The organism is Sphingomonas oligoaromativorans, assembly GCF_011762195.1.
Taxonomy (GTDB): Bacteria; Pseudomonadota; Alphaproteobacteria; order Sphingomonadales; family Sphingomonadaceae; genus Solisphingomonas; species Solisphingomonas oligoaromativorans.
In genome coordinates, this window is record NZ_JAASQK010000003.1 from 102,014 (window position 1) to 117,659 (window position 15,646).

The window sequence follows — 15,646 nt, forward strand, 5'->3', positions numbered from 1 at the left end:
GGGCGGCGGCGTCGGGCGATGCCGCCGCCCTTTTCTTTTCGGCTTCCCGCACATCCGTTCCGGTGCTTGAAAGGCGGAACGGACGGCGTGCCTTTCGAGCGAAGAGGGGATTGGTTGCGATGCGTTTGATTCTCGCCCTGCTGCTGCCCTGGCTGCAATTCTTCACGATCGGAAAGCCGATCTCGGGGATCGTCTGCCTGATCCTGCAACTGACGATCATCGGCTGGCTGCCGGCCGCGATCTGGTCGGTCTATGCGTTGAGCCAATACAAGACCGACCAGAAGATCCGCGAGGCGGCAGGCCGGCGCTGAGCGGGCGCTCGCGACGATGGCCGCACCCATCGCGGAAGGGCCGGACGCGCCGTCGCCGGGCCTCCGGCTGCGCTCGATCCTCGGAGGTGCCGCGGGCAATCTGGTCGAATGGTATGACTGGTATGCCTATTCGGCCTTCGCGCTCTATTTCGCGGGCGCCTTCTTCCCCAAGGCGGACCAGACCGCGCAGCTCCTGAACACCGCCGCCGTCTTCGCGGTCGGCTTCGTCATGCGGCCGGTCGGCGGCTGGCTGATGGGGGCGTTCGCCGATCGCCAGGGGCGCAAGGCGGGCCTCACCCTCTCGGTGGTGCTGATGTGCGCGGGCGCGCTGCTGATCGCGCTGTGCCCGCCTTATGCGCGGATCGGGGCGGCCGCTCCGGTCGTGCTGGTGGTGGCGCGGCTGCTGCAAGGCCTCAGCCTCGGCGGCGAATATGGGGCGAGCGCGGTCTATCTCTCCGAGATGGCGGGGCGGCGGCATCGCGGCTTCTGGTCGAGCTTCCAATATGTGACGCTGATCTCGGGCCAGCTCGTGTCGCTGGCGCTGCTGCTGGTGTTGCAGGCCCTGCTGGACCACGGGCAGATGGCGGCGTGGGGCTGGCGCATCCCCTTCGCGATCGGAGCGGGGCTGGCGATCATCGTGTGGCGCATCCGGCGCGGGCTCGCCGAGACCGAGAGTTTTCGGAACGTCCAGCGTAGCGGCAGGCGGCGCGGTGCGGTGGCCGATCTCCTCGGGCCGCATCGTCGCGAGGCGGCGCTGGTGCTGGCGCTGACGGCGGGCGGCACCGTCGCCTTCTACGCCTGGTCGATCTACATGCAGAAATTCCTCGCCAACACGGCCGGATTCAGCGCGGGCACGGCAAGCGCGATCATGGCGCTGGCGCTGCTGCTCTACACCGCGCTCCAGCCGGCGGCGGGGGCGCTCAGCGATGTGATCGGGCGCAAGCCGCTGATGGTGGGCTTCGGCGTTTCGGGCGTGCTGCTGACCGTGCCGATCTTCACCGCGCTGGAGCATGTCCACTCCGCCACGGGCGCGTTCCTGCTGGTGATGGCGGGGCTGCTCTCGATCAGCGGCTACACCTCGATCAACGCGGTGGTGAAGGCCGAGCTGTTTCCGGCCGAGGTGCGCGGGCTTGGCGTGGCGCTCCCTTATGCGATCGCCAACGCGCTGTTCGGGGGCACCGCCGAATATGTCGCCTTGTGGTTCAAGCAGGCGGGGCTGGAACGCGGCTTCTACTGGTATGTGACCGGGCTCGTGGCGGTGTCGCTGATCGCCTATCTGCGGATGCGCGAGACCAAGGATGCAAGCGCGATCGTGGAGGATTGATCGTCCGGGCCGGAAGCCCCAGGGAGGACGCCGTGCATGTCTCCCGCCTGATCCTCACCGATTTCCGCTCCTACGCCGCCGCGACGATCGAGGCGGGGCGGGGCTTCGTCGTGCTGACCGGCGAGAATGGCGCGGGCAAGACCAACGTGCTGGAGGCCGTCTCGCTGCTGGCACCGGGCAAGGGCCTGCGCGGCGCGGCGCTCTCCGAGATGGCGCGGAGCGGCGGGGCGGGGGGCTTCGCGGTGGCCGCTCGGCTGGAGCCCGAGATCGAGATCGGCACGGGCACCACGCCGAGCGCGCCCGAGCGGCGGCAGGTGCGCATCAACGGCGCGACGGCGTCGGCGACGGCGCTCTCCGAATGGCTTTCCGTGCTGTGGCTGACGCCGGCGATGGATCGCCTCTTCACCGAGGGCGCGAGTGGGCGCCGCCGTTTCCTCGACCGGCTGGTGCTGGCGATGGAGCCTGCGCACGGCCACCACGCCGCGCGCTACGAGGCCGCGATGCGGGCGCGCAACAAGCTGCTCGCCGAACCGGATCAGGCCGATCCCGCCTGGCTCGCCGCGCTGGAGGCGGGGATGGCCGAGCATGGCGCCGCCATCGCCGCCGCCCGCGTCCGCACCGTCGCGGCGCTGGCCGAGCGTCTCGCCGGCCAGCCCGAGGGGCCGTTCGCCCGCGCCGGTCTCGCGCTCGACGGCTGGCCGGCGGCGGACGAGGCGGCCTTCGCCGCCGAACTGCGCGCGGGGCGCCCCCGCGATGCCGCCGCCGGGCGGACGCTCGCCGGGCCGCATCGCTCGGACCTGCTGGTCACCCATCTCGGCAAGGCGCAGCCCGCCGACCGCTGCTCGACCGGCGAGCAGAAGGCGCTGCTTCTCGCCATGGTGCTGGCCCATGCCGATCTCGTCGCCGAGCGTCTCGCCCGTCCGCCGCTGCTGCTGCTCGACGAGGTGGCGGCGCATCTCGACCCGCTGCGCCGCGCCGCGCTGTTCGAGCGGCTGGCGGCCGGCGGCGGTCAGGTGTGGATGACGGGCACCGAGCGCGCGCTGTTCGAGGGGCTCGGCGCCGCGACATGGCTCGCCGTGCAACAGGGCGCGGCACTGCCCGGCTGAACCGCCAATCCCTGTTCCACCAACGGCGGAAAGCGTTCGACAAACGACAGGCACGGGCGCTAGCCCTCGCGGGCCGGGCCGTTTATGGTCCGCCCGCGTCAGCCACAGGAGCCCCCCCGGATCATGCATCGCCGCCGCCCCTCCGATCGCCGCCGCGCCCTGCGCCGCGACATCCTGGGCACGCTGGCGCTGTGCGGCATGATCTTCGTGTCGATCCTGGCGCTGCCGTTCGGGCGGGTGCATGAACATGCCTGCCGCGTTGTCGCCCAGGTCGCCGGGCGTGAAGTGCCGTGCGGGCTCACGGCGCTCAGCGTTTCGATCGACATGGGCCACAGCCCGTATTTTTCCATCGCCATCCTGCCGCGAAAGCTCCCCATTTCGCTTTAGTTTCAGGCTCCGCCTGCCTATATCATCGCCATGGCAAGCACTCCTGAGCAGAATGATTACGGCGCCTCCTCGATCAAGGTGCTGAAGGGCCTCGATGCCGTCCGCAAGCGGCCGGGCATGTATATCGGCGACACCGACGACGGATCGGGCCTGCACCATATGGTGTTCGAGGTCTCCGACAACGCGATCGACGAGGCTCTGGCCGGTCATTGCGACCGGGTGCTCATCACGCTCAACCCCGATGGCTCGGTCTCGGTCGAGGATAATGGCCGCGGCATCCCGACGGGCATCCACCCGGAAGAGGGCGTCTCGGCGGCCGAGGTCATCATGACCCAGCTCCACGCCGGCGGTAAGTTCGACAACACGTCGGACTCGAATGCCTACAAGGTGTCGGGCGGCCTGCACGGCGTGGGCGTGTCCGTGGTGAACGCGCTCAGCGATTTCCTCGACCTGACGATCTGGCGCGATGGCGAGGAGCATTACATGCGCTTCGCGCGCGGCGACGCGGTCGCCCCGCTCAAGGTGGTGGGCAAGGCCGAGGGCAAGCGCGGCACCCGCGTCACCTTCCTGCCGTCCGTCGAGACGTTCAAGATCACCGAGTTCGATTTCGAGAAGCTGGAGCATCGCTATCGCGAGCTGGCGTTCCTCAATTCGGGCGTCCGCCTCGTGCTGGCCGATGCGCGCCATGCCGAGCGCAAGGAGGTCGAGCTTTATTATGAGGGCGGCATCGCGGCCTTCGTGAAATATCTCGATCGCGCCAAGACGCCGCTGATGCCCGATCCGATCGCGATCACCGGGCAGCGCGAGGATGTCGGCATCGATGTCGCGCTGGAGTGGAACGACAGCTATTATGAGCAGGTTCTCTGCTTCACCAACAACATCCCGCAGCGCGACGGCGGCACGCACCTCGCGGCCTTCCGCGCGGCGCTGACCCGCACGCTCAACAATTATGCGGACAAGTCGGGCCTGCTGAAGAAGGAGAAGGTCTCCCTCACCGGCGACGACATGCGCGAGGGCCTTTCGGCGATCGTCTCGGTCAAGCTGCCGGACCCCAAGTTCAGCTCGCAGACCAAGGACAAGCTGGTCTCGTCCGAGGTGCGCGCGCCGCTCGAATCGCTGATGGCGGACAAGCTCGCCGAGTGGCTGGAGGAAAACCCCGCCCACGCGCGCACCATCGTCCAGAAGATCATCGACGCCGCCGCCGCGCGCGAGGCCGCCCGCAAGGCGCGCGATCTCACGCGCCGCAAGGGCGTGCTCGACATCGCCTCGCTGCCCGGCAAGCTCGCCGACTGTCAGGAGCGCGATCCCGCCAAGTCCGAACTGTTCATCGTCGAGGGTGACTCGGCCGGCGGCTCGGCCAAGCAGGGGCGCAACCGCCACAATCAGGCGATCCTGCCCTTGAAGGGCAAGATCCTGAACGTCGAGCGCGCGCGGTTCGACCGGATGCTCTCGTCCAAGGAAGTCGGCACGCTGATCCAGGCGCTCGGCACCGGCATCGGCCGCGACGATTTCAACGCCGACAAGCTGCGCTACCACAAGATCGTCATCATGACGGACGCCGACGTCGACGGCGCCCACATCCGCACGCTGCTCTTGACCTTCTTCTACCGGCAGATGCCGGAGATCATCAGCCGCGGCCATCTCTTCATCGCCCAGCCGCCGCTCTACAAGGTCGCGAAGGGCCGCTCGGAGGTCTATCTCAAGGACCAGAAGGCGCTCGACGACTATCTGGTCGAGGCCGGCGTCGCGACGATGGCGCTCGACACCGTCGGCGGCCGCCGTGCGGGCAACGATCTTCAGGCGCTGATCGACCATAGCCGCCGGATGCGGACGCTGATGTCCTATGTGCCGCGCCGCTATGAGCCGGCGATCGTCGAGGCGCTGGCGCTCAACGGCGCGCTGGAGCCGTCGGTCGATCGCACGGCGGCGGCCGCGCGCGTGGCGACGTGGCTGGCCTCGGCCGATCCCGAGGCGGAGTGGACCGGCGAGGCGCCGGAGATCGGCGGCTACCGTCTCGTCCGCAAGTGGCGCGGCGTGTCGGACATCCACGAGATCGATGCGGGCTTCCTGGGCTCGGCCGAGGCGCGCAAGCTGCACGGCCTCGCGGCCGAGCAGGCCGATGCCTATGCGTCGCCCTCGCGCCTCGTCTCGATCAAGACCGCCGAGCGCGCCGAGGGCGAGGACGAGGATCTCCCCGCCGATCCCAAGGGCGTTTCGATCGGCCGCCCGTCCGAGCTGCTCGACGCGGTGTTCGCCGCCGGGCGCAAGGGCCTGTCGATCGCGCGCTACAAGGGCCTTGGCGAGATGAACGCCGAACAGCTCTGGGAGACCACGCTGGATCCGGCCAACCGCTCGCTGTTGCAGGTCGAGGTGACGCAGGCCGATCTCGCCGACGAGATCTTCACCCGCCTGATGGGCGACGTGGTGGAGCCCCGCCGCGAGTTCATCCAGGAAAACGCGCTTTCGGTCGCCAATCTGGACGTCTGATCAGGTCGCGCCGAGCAGCAGCGTGACGTTGGAGGTGCGGGGATCGTCGGGCTTCGGCGCGGTGTCCCCGCCCTGTTGCAGCACCCGGTGGAGCGTCGCCGGCAGGCCATAGCACCGCTCCGCCAGCCGGCCGGGGAAGACCGCGATCGAATCGAGCCCGACCGGCAGCTCCTCCCAGCGGTCGCCCGCATAGACCTGCGTGTGGATATTGGCGCGCCGCCCGCAAAGCCCGGTGAACAGCCGGCTGTCGACATGCGGTCCCTCGATCACCCGCTGGTCGTCGTCGATCCGGTAGCGGCCGTCGATCCGCCCAGCCAGCGCATTGGCCGCCTGCGCCACGTTGCGGGCGAACGGCACCATCATCAGCAACCCATAAAGATCGGCCGGCCCCTTGCGGGCGGACATGCCGGCGAAACGCTGGCGCTGGCAGTCGATCGCATAGCCGAACCGCCCCCACCGGCCGAGCGAATGGGCGGTCAGCTCCGCGAGCAGGCCGAGATCGTCGCTGCTGCTCTGATATTTGAGCCGCTGGACGGCGACCTTGTAGGGCGGAGCCTCCGCCCGTTCGGGCGTCATGGCGAGCGCGATCCTGTCGGTGATCGAGCAGCATTCGTCGATCAGGTCGGCGGGCGGCGCGTAGGTGTCGTCCCCCTGAGGGAAGCGGGCCGGATGCAGCGCGGCCGGACCCGCACCCGGCGGCCGGTCGATCTCCAGCTTGCGGGCGATATAACCGTGCAGGCCGGGCTGGAAATAATAGACGTCGCCAAGGCTGACGGTGATGTCCTTTGAGCCATGATGGTTGCGCGCGATGTCGATCAGCGGCGCTTCCCAGGGAAGGCGTTCCGCCGGATTTTCGAGGAGCCGCCGCCAGAGCGCGCGCAACCGGCCGTCACAGCGGATGACCGCCGCGACCGCACCGTGCAGGAAGGCGGCCGCCAACACACCCTGTTGGAGATCCTCCAGTCCGATCTCGAAGATCGCCACAGTCCACTCCTGCGCCGCTCCCCCTGGATTGGCAGCGGCGGGTCATCTCGATCGGGAGGCGGGAGCGCGTCAAGTTCCCGGAAGAGGTAATGCGGGCGGCGAGCCGTGCCGGAAGGAGCGCCCTTTCCGCTTTTGCAAACCAGCTTTCCGGTAGCGCAATCATGATTTTGTTGTTCGCACTTGCAAAAATCTATGACGCAGCGCACAAAGAACCTGCCTTTCAGGCATCCTCTCCTAAAACTTCAGGCCGTCCCTTGGGGCGGCCTTTTTTTGTGCCTTGGGTCAGCGCGCCAGCAATTTCTGGCGTCGGCGCTGCACCGACGAGCCGAGGCCGAGCGATTCGCGATATTTGGCGACGGTGCGGCGCGCGATGTCGAACCCTCGCTCGCGCAGCAGATCGACGAGCGAATCGTCGGAGAGGATGGCGTTGGCCGGCTCCTCGGCGATCAGCCTGGCGATGTGGCTCTTCACCGCTTGCGCCGAAGCCGCCTCGCCGCCGTCGGCGGCCTGGATCGCGCTGGTGAAGAAATATTTGAGCTCGAACAGCCCGCGATCGCTGGACAGATATTTGTTCGTGGTGACGCGGCTGACCGTCGACTCGTGCATCCCGATGGCTTCGGCCACCGTCTTCAGCGTCAGCGGGCGCAGATGCTCGACACCGTGGCGGAAGAAGCCTTCCTGCTGCTTCACGATCTCGGTCGCGACCTTGATGATGGTGCGGGCGCGCTGGTCGAGCGCCTTCAGCAGCCAGTTGGCGCTTTGCAGCCGCTCGCCCAGCCATGCCCGGCTCGCCTGATCGTGGGCGGCGCCGGACAGTTCCGCATAATAGCCGCGATTGACGATCAGCCGGGGGAGGGTGGCGTTGTTCAGCTCGATCGCCCAGCCGGTGGCGGTGCGGGCGACGAAGATGTCCGCCACCACCGTCTGCGTGTCGCTGGGCGCGAAGCGCAGGCCGGGCTTGGGATCATAGGCGCGCAGCTCGCGGATCATGTCGGCCAGATCCTCGTCGTCCACGCCGCAGAGCCGGCGGAGCTGCGGCAGGCCGCCGCGCGCGAGCAGATCGAGATGGCCGATCAGCGCCGCCATGGCGGGATCGTAGCGGTCCGCCTCCTGCGCCTGGAGCGCGAGGCACTCGGCGAGGTCGCGCGCGCCGATGCCGGTGGGGTCGAAGCCCTGCACCACGCCCAGCACGCGCTCGACATCGCAGAGCGCGACGCCCAGCCGTTCGGCGATGTCGAGGAGCGGCGTGGTGAGATAGCCCGCCTCGTCCAGCGCATCGATGATATGGCCGGCGATCAGCAGCTTCTCGCTGGACAGCACGGCGCCCGCCTGCGCCATCAGATGATCGGCGAGGGTGAGGCTGCCGGTCAGCGAATCCTGAAAGTCCCCGCCTTCGCCGCCGCCCGTGGCGCCGCTGTCGAGCCCGAGCGAGCCGTCGAGGCCCTGGCCGGCGGGCATGTCCGAGGGGGAATCATGGTGGAAGGTCTCGGCCGCATAATCGATGTCGAGCGGGGCTTCGTCGCTGCCGGCGGAAAGGCCGGAGAGCGCGTCGGTCGGCTCGGGTTCGGCACCACCGTCGCCGTCGGACGCGTCGTCATTGTCGGGGGGCGGTGCGTCGCTCTCGTCGGAGGAGCCCGCTTCGATCAGCGGGTTCTTCTCCAGCTCCTCGGCGATGAACGCCTCGATCTCGAGATTGGAGAGCGCCAGCAGCTTGATCGCCTGCTGAAGCTGCGGCGTCATCACCAGCGACTGCGACTGGCGCAGGTCGAGGCGAGGGCCGAGCGCCATCGCTGGTCCCGTCGCTAGCGCTTACCGCCGAAGGGGCGGCAATAGGTCACAGTGCGAATCCCTCGCCCAGATAGAGGCGCCGCACGTCGGGATTGGCGACCAGCGCGGCCGGCGATCCCTGGAACAGCACCTTGCCATCATAGATGATGCAGGCGCGATCGACGATATCGAGCGTCTCGCGGACGTTGTGATCGGTGATGAGCACGCCGATGTCGCGGCGCTTCAGATCCTTCACCAGATCGCGGATGTCGCTGATCGAGATGGGATCGATGCCGGCGAAAGGCTCGTCGAGGAGCATGATCGAGGGTTCGCCGGCCAGCGCGCGCGCGATCTCGCAGCGGCGACGCTCGCCGCCGGACAGGGCGGTGGCGCGCGCGTCGCGGAGGTGGCCGATGTGGAATTCCTCCAGCAGCGTCGCGAGCCGTTTCTCGCGCTGCTCGGGATCGGGCTCGCTCATTTCCAGCACCGAGGAGATGTTCTGCGCCACGGTCAGCCCGCGGAAGATCGACGTCTCCTGCGGCAGATAGCCGAGGCCGAGGATCGCGCGGCGATACATCGGGAGCGCGGTGATGTCCTCGCCGTCGAGCAGGATGCGCCCGGCGTCGGGCTTCACCAGGCCCATCACCGAATAGAAGCAGGTCGTCTTGCCGGCACCGTTCGGGCCGAGCAGGCCGACCACCTCGCCACGCGCCACTTCGAGGCTGACATCCTGAAGGACGGGCCGCCCGTCATAGGCCTTGGCGATCGAGACGATCGACAGCGCGCGCGTCTGCGGCGGCGCGGGGAAGGCGCTGTCGCGGTGGGAGGGGGCGTTGTCGTTCATCGTCTATGATCTCTTGGGCGAGTGCGGCCCCGGACATCTGGCAGGCGTCCCGCCGGGCGATCAAGCCCCGGAGGACGCCGCCGCGTCAGGATTGTGCCGGCTTCGGCGCGGTGGCGGGCTTGGCGGCCGGCGTACCGGACGAATTCTTGTCATTGTCGTGCTGGGGCACGGTGAAGCGACCCGACACCCGGCCGCCGGTGCCGGCCGTGCCGTTGCCGCCGACCGCGCTGCCATCCATGTTGGCCTGATTGGTGTTGAGGTTGATGACCAGCCGCCCGCCGCGAACCGTGCCGGCATTGGGGCCGGTGCGATCGAGCGTGACATTGCCGATCAGCGTGACCAGCCGCTTGTCGAGATCGTAGATGCCATATTCGCCGTGCGCGACCTCGTTGGGGCGGGTGACGACGACATGGCCGTTGGCGTCCAGCCGGTGGACCTGCGGGTTGCCGCCGCCCGCGCCCGTGCCGCCGCTGTTGGCGACGCTGCCGGTATAGTTGGCGGTCGCGCGGTCGGCGGTGAGCGTCATGTCCTGCTGCACCGCCTTGACGTTGCCGATCAGGATCGCGCGATGATCCTTGTCGTGGACCTCCATGCGGTCCGCATCCCAGTCGATCGGGGCGTTGCTGTCATGCTTCGCCTGCTGGGCATGGGCAAGGCCGGCGCCCCCCGCGACCAGCACGAGGGCGGCAAGCATGGAAGGCGTGGCGAGTTTCATCGCCGCGATGTGCCGTTTCGCTGCACGATATGCAAGCGGGCGTGCCCGTCGAGGATGACCACATGATTGTCGAGATCGGCATGCATCCGGTCGGCGCTGTAATTGCCGAGCGGCATGGTGCCCGTCACCGGCGCGCGGCTGGCGAGCTGGCGGCTCTGCATGTCGAGGATGACGTCGTGGGTCTGGAGCGTATAGCCGTCGTTGCTGTGGAAGTTGACGGGGCCGTCCAGCGCGACGCGCTGGTTGTCGAGATTGTAGCGGCCCTTGGGCGCGACCAGTTCGGCCGGCCCGCCCTGAAGCTGAATCTTGGCGAAGATCTGGTCGAGCCGGACGATCGGATCGGCCGACGTCTGCTGCACGGCCGACTTCGCGGTCAGCGAGAAGGGCTGGCCGTTCGAATCCTCGCCGCGATAGAGCGCCTGCGTCACGCGCATCCGCTCCTTGGCGACGGCGACGCGATCCTTGGAGAGCACGAAGGAGATATCGCGCCCGGAGGTGAGCGGTGCGGTCGCCAGCGCGATGGTGAGCACGCCCACCGCGGCGGGCAGCACCACGCGCCCGATGGCGATGACCCGGTCATGGCTCGATCCCGGATTCGCCCAGGCCCGCCGGCGGCGTCGCTCGGCGCGGGCCGCATCGGAAAGAGGCCCGGCGACGCTCTCAGGCATGGGCGAAGATGTCCACCTCCGGCCAGCCGGCGAGATCCAGCTCGGCGCGGGCGGGCAGGAAGTCGAAGCAGGACTGCGCCAGCGCCATGCGGCCTTCGCGAATCAGGCGCTCGTCGAGCTTCTCCTTCATCGCGTGGAGATAGCGCACGTCGGAGGCCGCATAATCCTTCTGCGCATCCGAAAGCTCGGGCGCGCCCCAGTCCGACGATTGCTGCTGCTTGGAGACGTCGACGCCGAGCAGCTCGCGCACCAGCTCCTTGAGGCCGTGGCGGTCGGTATAGGTGCGGATCAGGCGCGAGGCGATCTTGGTGCAATAGACCGGCGCCGCCACCACGCCCAGATAATGGCGGATCGCGGCGAGATCGAAGCGGGCGAAGTGATAGAGCTTCAGCCGATCCGGGTCCGCCAGCACGGCGCGCAGATTGGGCGCGGCATAGTCGCTGTTCGGCCCGAAACGGACGAGATGCTCGTCGCCGCGGCCATCCGAGATCTGGACGACGCACAGCCGGTCGCGGGGCGTGATGAGGCCCATCGTCTCGGTGTCGACGGCAACGGCGGCACCGGGGGCGAACACGCCGGCGGGAAGGTCTTCCTCGTGGAAATAAACGGTCATTCCCCGCGCATAGGGCTTCGCGCGGCGTTGCTCAATGGCCCGCGCCTCCGCGTCGGCGGCGCGCGGCCATGTTGAGGGCCTCCACGCCGGCCGAGAAGCCCATCGCGGCATAGACATAGCCCCTCGGCACATGGATGCCGAAGCCGTCCGCGATCAGCATCGCGCCGATCATCAGCAGGAAGCCCAGCGCCAGCATCACCACCGTCGGGTTGCGGCCGATGAAGCGCGCCAGCGGATCGGCGGCGACCAGCATTAACCCCACCGCGATGACGACCGCCGCCACCATCACCGGAAGCTCGCTGGTCATGCCCACCGCGGTGAGGATCGAATCGATCGAGAAGACGATGTCCAGCGCCACGATCTGCGCGATCGCCGAGCCAAATCCGATATGGCCGGCATGGACCGATTCGGGCTTTTCGCCGCCTTCCTCCATCGTGTGATGGATTTCCTTGGTGGCCTTCCAGATCAGGAACAGGCCGCCGGCGATCAGGATCAGGTCGCGCGCCGAGAAGGCCGTCTCGAAGGCGGGATGCCCGTCCACCAGCGGCCCGGTGAGGCCGAGATCGAGGATCGGCGCGGTCAGCCCCACCAGCCAGGCGATCGCCGACAGCAGCGCGAGGCGCAGGCCCAGTGCGAGCCCGATGCCGATCCGGCGCGCCTTCGTCTGCTGCGCCGGCGGCAGGCGATTCGACAGGATCGAGACGAAGACGAGATTGTCGATTCCCAACACCACTTCCATCACCACGAGAGTGGCGAGAGCGATCCAGGTGCCGGGATTGGCGATGAGCGACAGGAGATCGGGCATGACGGCCGCGACCGTGCCTTGTCGTTCCGGCCTCAGCAAGCATTTCGACGAGGTTAGTTGCAACTTTGTCACGCGGATGCGGTGTTGCGCCAGTCGCTCGCGACAAAATGGCTCGCGAGGCTAATGGTTTTGCGGTATGACGGGTCTAAGCGCGCACTTTGTTTCGCGCCCGGAGTTTGCACGCTGCGCCCGGTGTGTCATCTTCAAGATATGATGGGCGACCCGGGAAAGATTATTCCAGCATGAGTTTCGATCGTGGGCGGCGCGGGCAGCGCGGCAAGGACAAGCGCGACGGCTTCGGCGGCGACGATTTTGGCGGTGGCTACGGCGGCGGCGGCTTCGGTGGCGGTGATCGCTTCGGCGGCGGCGGCGACCGTTTCGGCGGTGGCGGCGATCGCTTCGGTGGCGGTGGTGACCGTTTCGGCAGCGGTGGCGGCGGTGGTCGCTTCGGCGGCGGTGGCGGCGGCTTCGGCGGTGGTCGTAGCGGCGGCGGCTTCGGCGGCGGTGGCGGCTTCGGCGGCGGCCGTGGCGGCGGCGGCGGAATGCCCGCCCAGGTGATCGGCGAAGCCAAGGGCACCGTGAAGTTCTTCAACGGCCAGAAGGGCTTCGGCTTCATCGTCCGTGACGATGGCGGCGAAGACGTCTTCGTGCATATCTCGGCCGTCGAGCAGGCGGGCCTGACCGGCCTCGCGGAAGGCCAGACGCTGGCGTTCACGCTCGTCGATCGCGGCGGCCGCGTCTCGGCGTCGGACCTCAAGATCGAGGGCGAAGCGCTCCCGGTCACCGAGGCGCCGCGCGCCCCGGCCCGTCAGCTCACCGGCGAGAAGGCTTCCGGCACCGTGAAGTTCTTCAACCCGATGAAGGGTTTCGGCTTCATCCAGCGCGATGACGGCCAGCCGGATGCGTTCGTGCACATCTCGGCGGTCGAGCGCGCGGGCATGACCTCGCTGAACGAGGGTGATCGTCTCGAGTTCGAACTCGAGGTCGATCGTCGCGGCAAGTACGCCGCCGTGAACCTGACGCCCGTTCACGAGTAAGTTTCCCGGGAGGGGGATGCCGGAGGCCCGGCCCACGTCAACGAGCGTGGGCCGGGCCTTTTGCTTGGCCGGGCGCGGCCTTCCGGGTGGCCGCGCACGGATGCCGCCGGGGTGGAGGGGGCTTCCCATTCACCCGGCGCGCGATTTGCTCTAGCGTGCCTCCGCGCGGCTGACTGCGCCGCGACAAGGGGGCGTGACGTGTCGATGATGCTGGGCCTGCTCGCGATTCCGCTGATTATCCTGCTGACGGCGGCGCTGAAAACCTTCGGGATCAACCAGGAATATGAACGTGCCGTGGTCTTCCGGCTGGGGCGCGTCACCGAGCCCAAGGGGCCGGGCTGGTACTGGCTGATCCCCTTCGTCGACCGCGCCGTGCGGATCGACACCCGCACCGTCACCATCGCGCTCGACACGCAGGAGACGGTCACCCGCGACGGCGTGGCGGTGCGCGTCAACGCGGTGCTGTGGTTCCGCGCGATCAACCCCGTGCGCGTGGTGACGGTGGTGGAGGCGTGGCAGCGCGCCGTGCTCCAGGCCGCCGAGACGGGCCTTCGCGACGCCATCGGCCAGTCCGATCTCGATCAGCTCCTCAAGGATCGCGCCGTCATCAACCAGCGGTTGATGGGAATGCTGACCCGCGCGGTCGAGCAATGGGGCGTGGCGGTCGATGCCGTGGAGCTGAAGGATCTCGACATCCCCGAGGCGATGCAGCGCGCCATCGGCCGCGAGGCCGAGGCGGTGCGCGAGAAGCGCGCGCGCATCATCAAGGCCGAGGGCGAGCAGGAGGCCGCGCAGAAGCTGGCCGATGCCGCGTCGACCATCGGCACCAGTTCGGGGGCGCTCGAACTGCGCCGCCTCCAGACCCTCTCCGAAATCGGTGCCGAGCATAACAGCACGGTGATCGCGATGTTGCCGGTCGAGCTGATCGAGGCGGCGCGCACGCTGGCGGGCAGGAAGGAGTGACCGCACTCACCGTCAACGGCCAGCCGGTGCGCTATCGTCTCGCACCGGAGACGCCGCTGCTGTTCGCGCTGCGGGACGTCTCCAACCTCACCGGCACCAAATATGGCTGCGGCACGGGCGAATGCGGGGCCTGCACGGTGCATGTCGACGGCAAGGCGGCGCGCTCCTGCCGGGTCAGCATCGCCGAGGCGGAGGGGACGTTCGTCACCACGATCGAGGCGCTGTCGCGCGATCGCGGCCATCCCGTGCAGCAGGCGATGACGGCGGAAGGGGCGGTGCAATGCGGCTTCTGCACGCCCGGCATCATCATGACGGCCGCTGCGCTGATCGAGGCCCGGCCCAGTGTCGCGGATGCCGAGATCGTCGCGGCGATCACCCATCTCTGCCGCTGTGGGGTTCAGCCGCGCCTCGTTGCGGCGATTCGGCGGGCGGCGGCGATGGCGCGGGGCGAGGAAGCCATTCTCGCGGCTCCCCCGCCCGGCATCGATCCGGCGGACGCGGCGCGGGCCGTTCCCGCGCTCGCCCCGCCCCGGCGTTAGGCGATCCCCGCGAGGCGGATCACCACCAGCGCCACCGCGCCGAGGATCACCAGCGACAGCGTGACCACCGCCGTCACCCGCGGCCCGGCGGCGGCGACGCTGCGCAGATCCACGCCGAGGCCGAGCGCCGCCATGGACACGATGGTGAGCAGCCCTGCGAGCTGGCCCGCGCCCGCCACCGCCACCTCCGGCAGCAGCCCCAGGGACCGCGCGGCGGCAAGCGCGAGGAAGGCAAGGATGAACCACGGCAGGAAGCGGGTGATGGAGGCGATGGAATGGCTGGCCACCGGCGCGCGCTCCGCGCCGTGGCGGCGGCCCATGATAAGCGAGAGCGTCATCACCACCGGCCCGAGCATCAGCACGCGCACCAGCTTCACCAGCGTGCCGAGCTGCACGGCGGCGACGCCCAGCGGAGCGGCGGCGGCCAGCACCTGCGGCACGGCATAGACGGTCAGCCCCGCCAGCGCGCCGCCGCCGTGCTGGCCGAGGCCCAGCACATGGGCGATGAGCGGGAGCAGCAGCACCACGGCCACGCCAAGCACGGCGGTGAAGGCGATCGAGGCGGCGACGTCGTCGCTCTCGGCATCGATCACCGGGGCGACGGCGGCGATGGCGGAATTGCCGCAGATCGCGTTGCCGCAGGCGATGAGCATGGCGAGCTTGCGCGGCAGGCCGAACAGCCGCCCGAGCGTGAAGCTCGCCGTGATGGAGATGGCGACCGCGGCGACGATCCCCGCCACCAGCGGCGCGCCCGCGCCGACGATCGCGCCGAGGCTGATCGTCGCGCCCAGCATCGCCACCGCCAGCTCGAGCAGCGTCTTGGCGGAAAAATGGATGCCCGCCTGCCAGCGCTCGGCGGGCGACCAGGCGGTGCGCACCGCGGTGCCGATCAAGATTGCCAGCACCAGCGCCTCCAGCCAGGCGCGACCGGTCAGCGCCACCTCGATCCGCTGCGCGGTGAGGGCGGCAAAGGTGACGGCTGCACACAGGACGATGCCCGGAAGAAGGCCCGAGCCGCGCTGCATGATCGTCGACGGAGCGGTGTGGAGAGGTGCGGTAGCCATGGCGCTGGAGTGCGCCCGACGGTTAGACAAAT

General features: G+C 68.9%; 16 protein-coding genes. 8 read left to right on the top strand and 8 right to left on the bottom strand.

All coding sequences use genetic code 11. The annotated features are described in order from the left end of the window. Window positions 1-119 precede the first annotated feature (119 nt). From FHS98_RS06845 to gyrB, 5 genes are all read left to right on the top strand, one after another. Window positions 120-311: a YqaE/Pmp3 family membrane protein gene (locus tag FHS98_RS06845; RefSeq protein WP_167102050.1), complete on the top strand. Its 192-nt coding sequence runs from the start codon at window positions 120-122 to the stop codon at window positions 309-311. Window positions 312-327: 16 nt separating this feature from the next. Further along, complete coding sequence (locus FHS98_RS06850) at window positions 328-1,635, top strand: MFS transporter (RefSeq protein ID WP_167102053.1); 1,308 nt, start codon at window positions 328-330, stop codon at window positions 1,633-1,635. Between the two features lie 32 nt (window positions 1,636-1,667). Next, entirely contained in the window at window positions 1,668-2,741 is a 1,074-nt protein-coding gene (gene recF / locus FHS98_RS06855) for a DNA replication/repair protein RecF (RefSeq protein WP_167102056.1), read from the top strand. Window positions 2,742-2,864: 123 nt separating this feature from the next. Next, complete coding sequence (locus FHS98_RS06860; protein ID WP_167102059.1) at window positions 2,865-3,128, top strand: hypothetical protein; 264 nt, start codon at window positions 2,865-2,867, stop codon at window positions 3,126-3,128. A gap of 30 nt (window positions 3,129-3,158) precedes the next feature. Continuing rightward, window positions 3,159-5,615 carry a DNA topoisomerase (ATP-hydrolyzing) subunit B gene (gene gyrB / locus FHS98_RS06865; RefSeq protein ID WP_167102062.1) on the top strand — a complete coding sequence of 819 codons (2,457 nt, stop codon included), beginning with the start codon at window positions 3,159-3,161 and terminating at the stop codon, window positions 5,613-5,615. On the opposite strand, the gene FHS98_RS06870 is transcribed toward gyrB, so the two are convergent. The 7 genes from FHS98_RS06870 to FHS98_RS06900 all read right to left on the bottom strand — a co-directional run bounded on the left by FHS98_RS06870 (window position 5,616) and on the right by FHS98_RS06900 (window position 12,011). Beyond that, window positions 5,616-6,599 (bottom strand): hypothetical protein, encoded by a 984-nt coding sequence (locus FHS98_RS06870; protein WP_167102065.1) that lies wholly within the window; start codon window positions 6,597-6,599, stop codon window positions 5,616-5,618. 282 nt (window positions 6,600-6,881) lie between these two features. Further along, window positions 6,882-8,387 carry an RNA polymerase factor sigma-54 gene (gene rpoN / locus FHS98_RS06875; protein WP_167102068.1) on the bottom strand — a complete coding sequence of 502 codons (1,506 nt, stop codon included), beginning with the start codon at window positions 8,385-8,387 and terminating at the stop codon, window positions 6,882-6,884. Between the two features lie 46 nt (window positions 8,388-8,433). Continuing rightward, the gene (gene lptB, locus FHS98_RS06880; protein ID WP_167102071.1) at window positions 8,434-9,210 is read right to left on the bottom strand and encodes an LPS export ABC transporter ATP-binding protein; all 777 of its coding nucleotides are present in this window, start codon (window positions 9,208-9,210) and stop codon (window positions 8,434-8,436) included. Window positions 9,211-9,295: 85 nt separating this feature from the next. Further along, window positions 9,296-9,925 carry an LptA/OstA family protein gene (locus FHS98_RS06885; RefSeq protein ID WP_167102075.1) on the bottom strand — a complete coding sequence of 210 codons (630 nt, stop codon included), beginning with the start codon at window positions 9,923-9,925 and terminating at the stop codon, window positions 9,296-9,298. Beyond that, the gene (gene lptC / locus FHS98_RS06890) at window positions 9,922-10,593 is read right to left on the bottom strand and encodes an LPS export ABC transporter periplasmic protein LptC (protein WP_167102078.1); all 672 of its coding nucleotides are present in this window, start codon (window positions 10,591-10,593) and stop codon (window positions 9,922-9,924) included. The genes FHS98_RS06885 and lptC overlap by 4 nt, the downstream gene beginning before the upstream one ends. Beyond that, window positions 10,586-11,206: a ribonuclease D gene (locus FHS98_RS06895; RefSeq protein ID WP_167102081.1), complete on the bottom strand. Its 621-nt coding sequence runs from the start codon at window positions 11,204-11,206 to the stop codon at window positions 10,586-10,588. The genes lptC and FHS98_RS06895 overlap by 8 nt, the downstream gene beginning before the upstream one ends. Window positions 11,207-11,237: 31 nt before the next feature. Continuing rightward, a complete protein-coding gene (locus FHS98_RS06900; RefSeq protein ID WP_167102084.1) occupies window positions 11,238-12,011 on the bottom strand; it encodes a TerC family protein in 774 nt (257 codons plus the stop codon). A gap of 242 nt (window positions 12,012-12,253) precedes the next feature. Between FHS98_RS06900 and FHS98_RS18965 the strand changes: the two genes are divergently transcribed. The 3 genes from FHS98_RS18965 (at window position 12,254) to FHS98_RS06915 (ending at window position 14,550) form a co-directional block, all read left to right on the top strand. Next, window positions 12,254-13,048, top strand: coding sequence for a cold-shock protein (locus tag FHS98_RS18965; protein ID WP_167102087.1), 795 nt, complete (start codon window positions 12,254-12,256; stop codon window positions 13,046-13,048). Window positions 13,049-13,252: 204 nt separating this feature from the next. Continuing rightward, window positions 13,253-14,011: an SPFH domain-containing protein gene (locus FHS98_RS06910; RefSeq protein ID WP_167102980.1), complete on the top strand. Its 759-nt coding sequence runs from the start codon at window positions 13,253-13,255 to the stop codon at window positions 14,009-14,011. Then, window positions 14,008-14,550 carry a 2Fe-2S iron-sulfur cluster-binding protein gene (locus tag FHS98_RS06915; RefSeq protein WP_167102091.1) on the top strand — a complete coding sequence of 181 codons (543 nt, stop codon included), beginning with the start codon at window positions 14,008-14,010 and terminating at the stop codon, window positions 14,548-14,550. The genes FHS98_RS06910 and FHS98_RS06915 overlap by 4 nt, the downstream gene beginning before the upstream one ends. On the opposite strand, the gene FHS98_RS06920 is transcribed toward FHS98_RS06915, so the two are convergent. Then, window positions 14,547-15,614 (bottom strand): YeiH family protein, encoded by a 1,068-nt coding sequence (locus FHS98_RS06920; RefSeq protein WP_208402093.1) that lies wholly within the window; start codon window positions 15,612-15,614, stop codon window positions 14,547-14,549. The genes FHS98_RS06915 and FHS98_RS06920 overlap by 4 nt on opposite strands. Window positions 15,615-15,646: the final 32 nt, after the last annotated feature.

Bases quoted from the DNA above. Each gene is read 5' to 3' on its own strand.
- FHS98_RS06845 (WP_167102050.1), top strand. From the start codon at position 120: ATGCGTTTGATTCTCGCCCTGCTGCTGCCCTGGCTGCAATTCTTCACG.
- FHS98_RS06850 (WP_167102053.1), top strand. From the start codon at position 328: ATGGCCGCACCCATCGCGGAAGGGCCGGACGCGCCGTCGCCGGGCCTC.
- FHS98_RS06860 (WP_167102059.1), top strand. From the start codon at position 2,865: ATGCATCGCCGCCGCCCCTCCGATCGCCGCCGCGCCCTGCGCCGCGAC.
- gyrB (WP_167102062.1), top strand. From the start codon at position 3,159: ATGGCAAGCACTCCTGAGCAGAATGATTACGGCGCCTCCTCGATCAAG.
- rpoN (WP_167102068.1), bottom strand. From the start codon at position 8,387: ATGGCGCTCGGCCCTCGCCTCGACCTGCGCCAGTCGCAGTCGCTGGTG.
- lptB (WP_167102071.1), bottom strand. From the start codon at position 9,210: ATGAACGACAACGCCCCCTCCCACCGCGACAGCGCCTTCCCCGCGCCG.
- FHS98_RS06885 (WP_167102075.1), bottom strand. From the start codon at position 9,925: ATGAAACTCGCCACGCCTTCCATGCTTGCCGCCCTCGTGCTGGTCGCG.
- lptC (WP_167102078.1), bottom strand. From the start codon at position 10,593: ATGCCTGAGAGCGTCGCCGGGCCTCTTTCCGATGCGGCCCGCGCCGAG.
- FHS98_RS06895 (WP_167102081.1), bottom strand. From the start codon at position 11,206: ATGACCGTTTATTTCCACGAGGAAGACCTTCCCGCCGGCGTGTTCGCC.
- FHS98_RS06900 (WP_167102084.1), bottom strand. From the start codon at position 12,011: ATGCCCGATCTCCTGTCGCTCATCGCCAATCCCGGCACCTGGATCGCT.
- FHS98_RS18965 (WP_167102087.1), top strand. From the start codon at position 12,254: ATGAGTTTCGATCGTGGGCGGCGCGGGCAGCGCGGCAAGGACAAGCGC.
- FHS98_RS06910 (WP_167102980.1), top strand. From the start codon at position 13,253: ATGATGCTGGGCCTGCTCGCGATTCCGCTGATTATCCTGCTGACGGCG.
- FHS98_RS06920 (WP_208402093.1), bottom strand. From the start codon at position 15,614: ATGGCTACCGCACCTCTCCACACCGCTCCGTCGACGATCATGCAGCGC.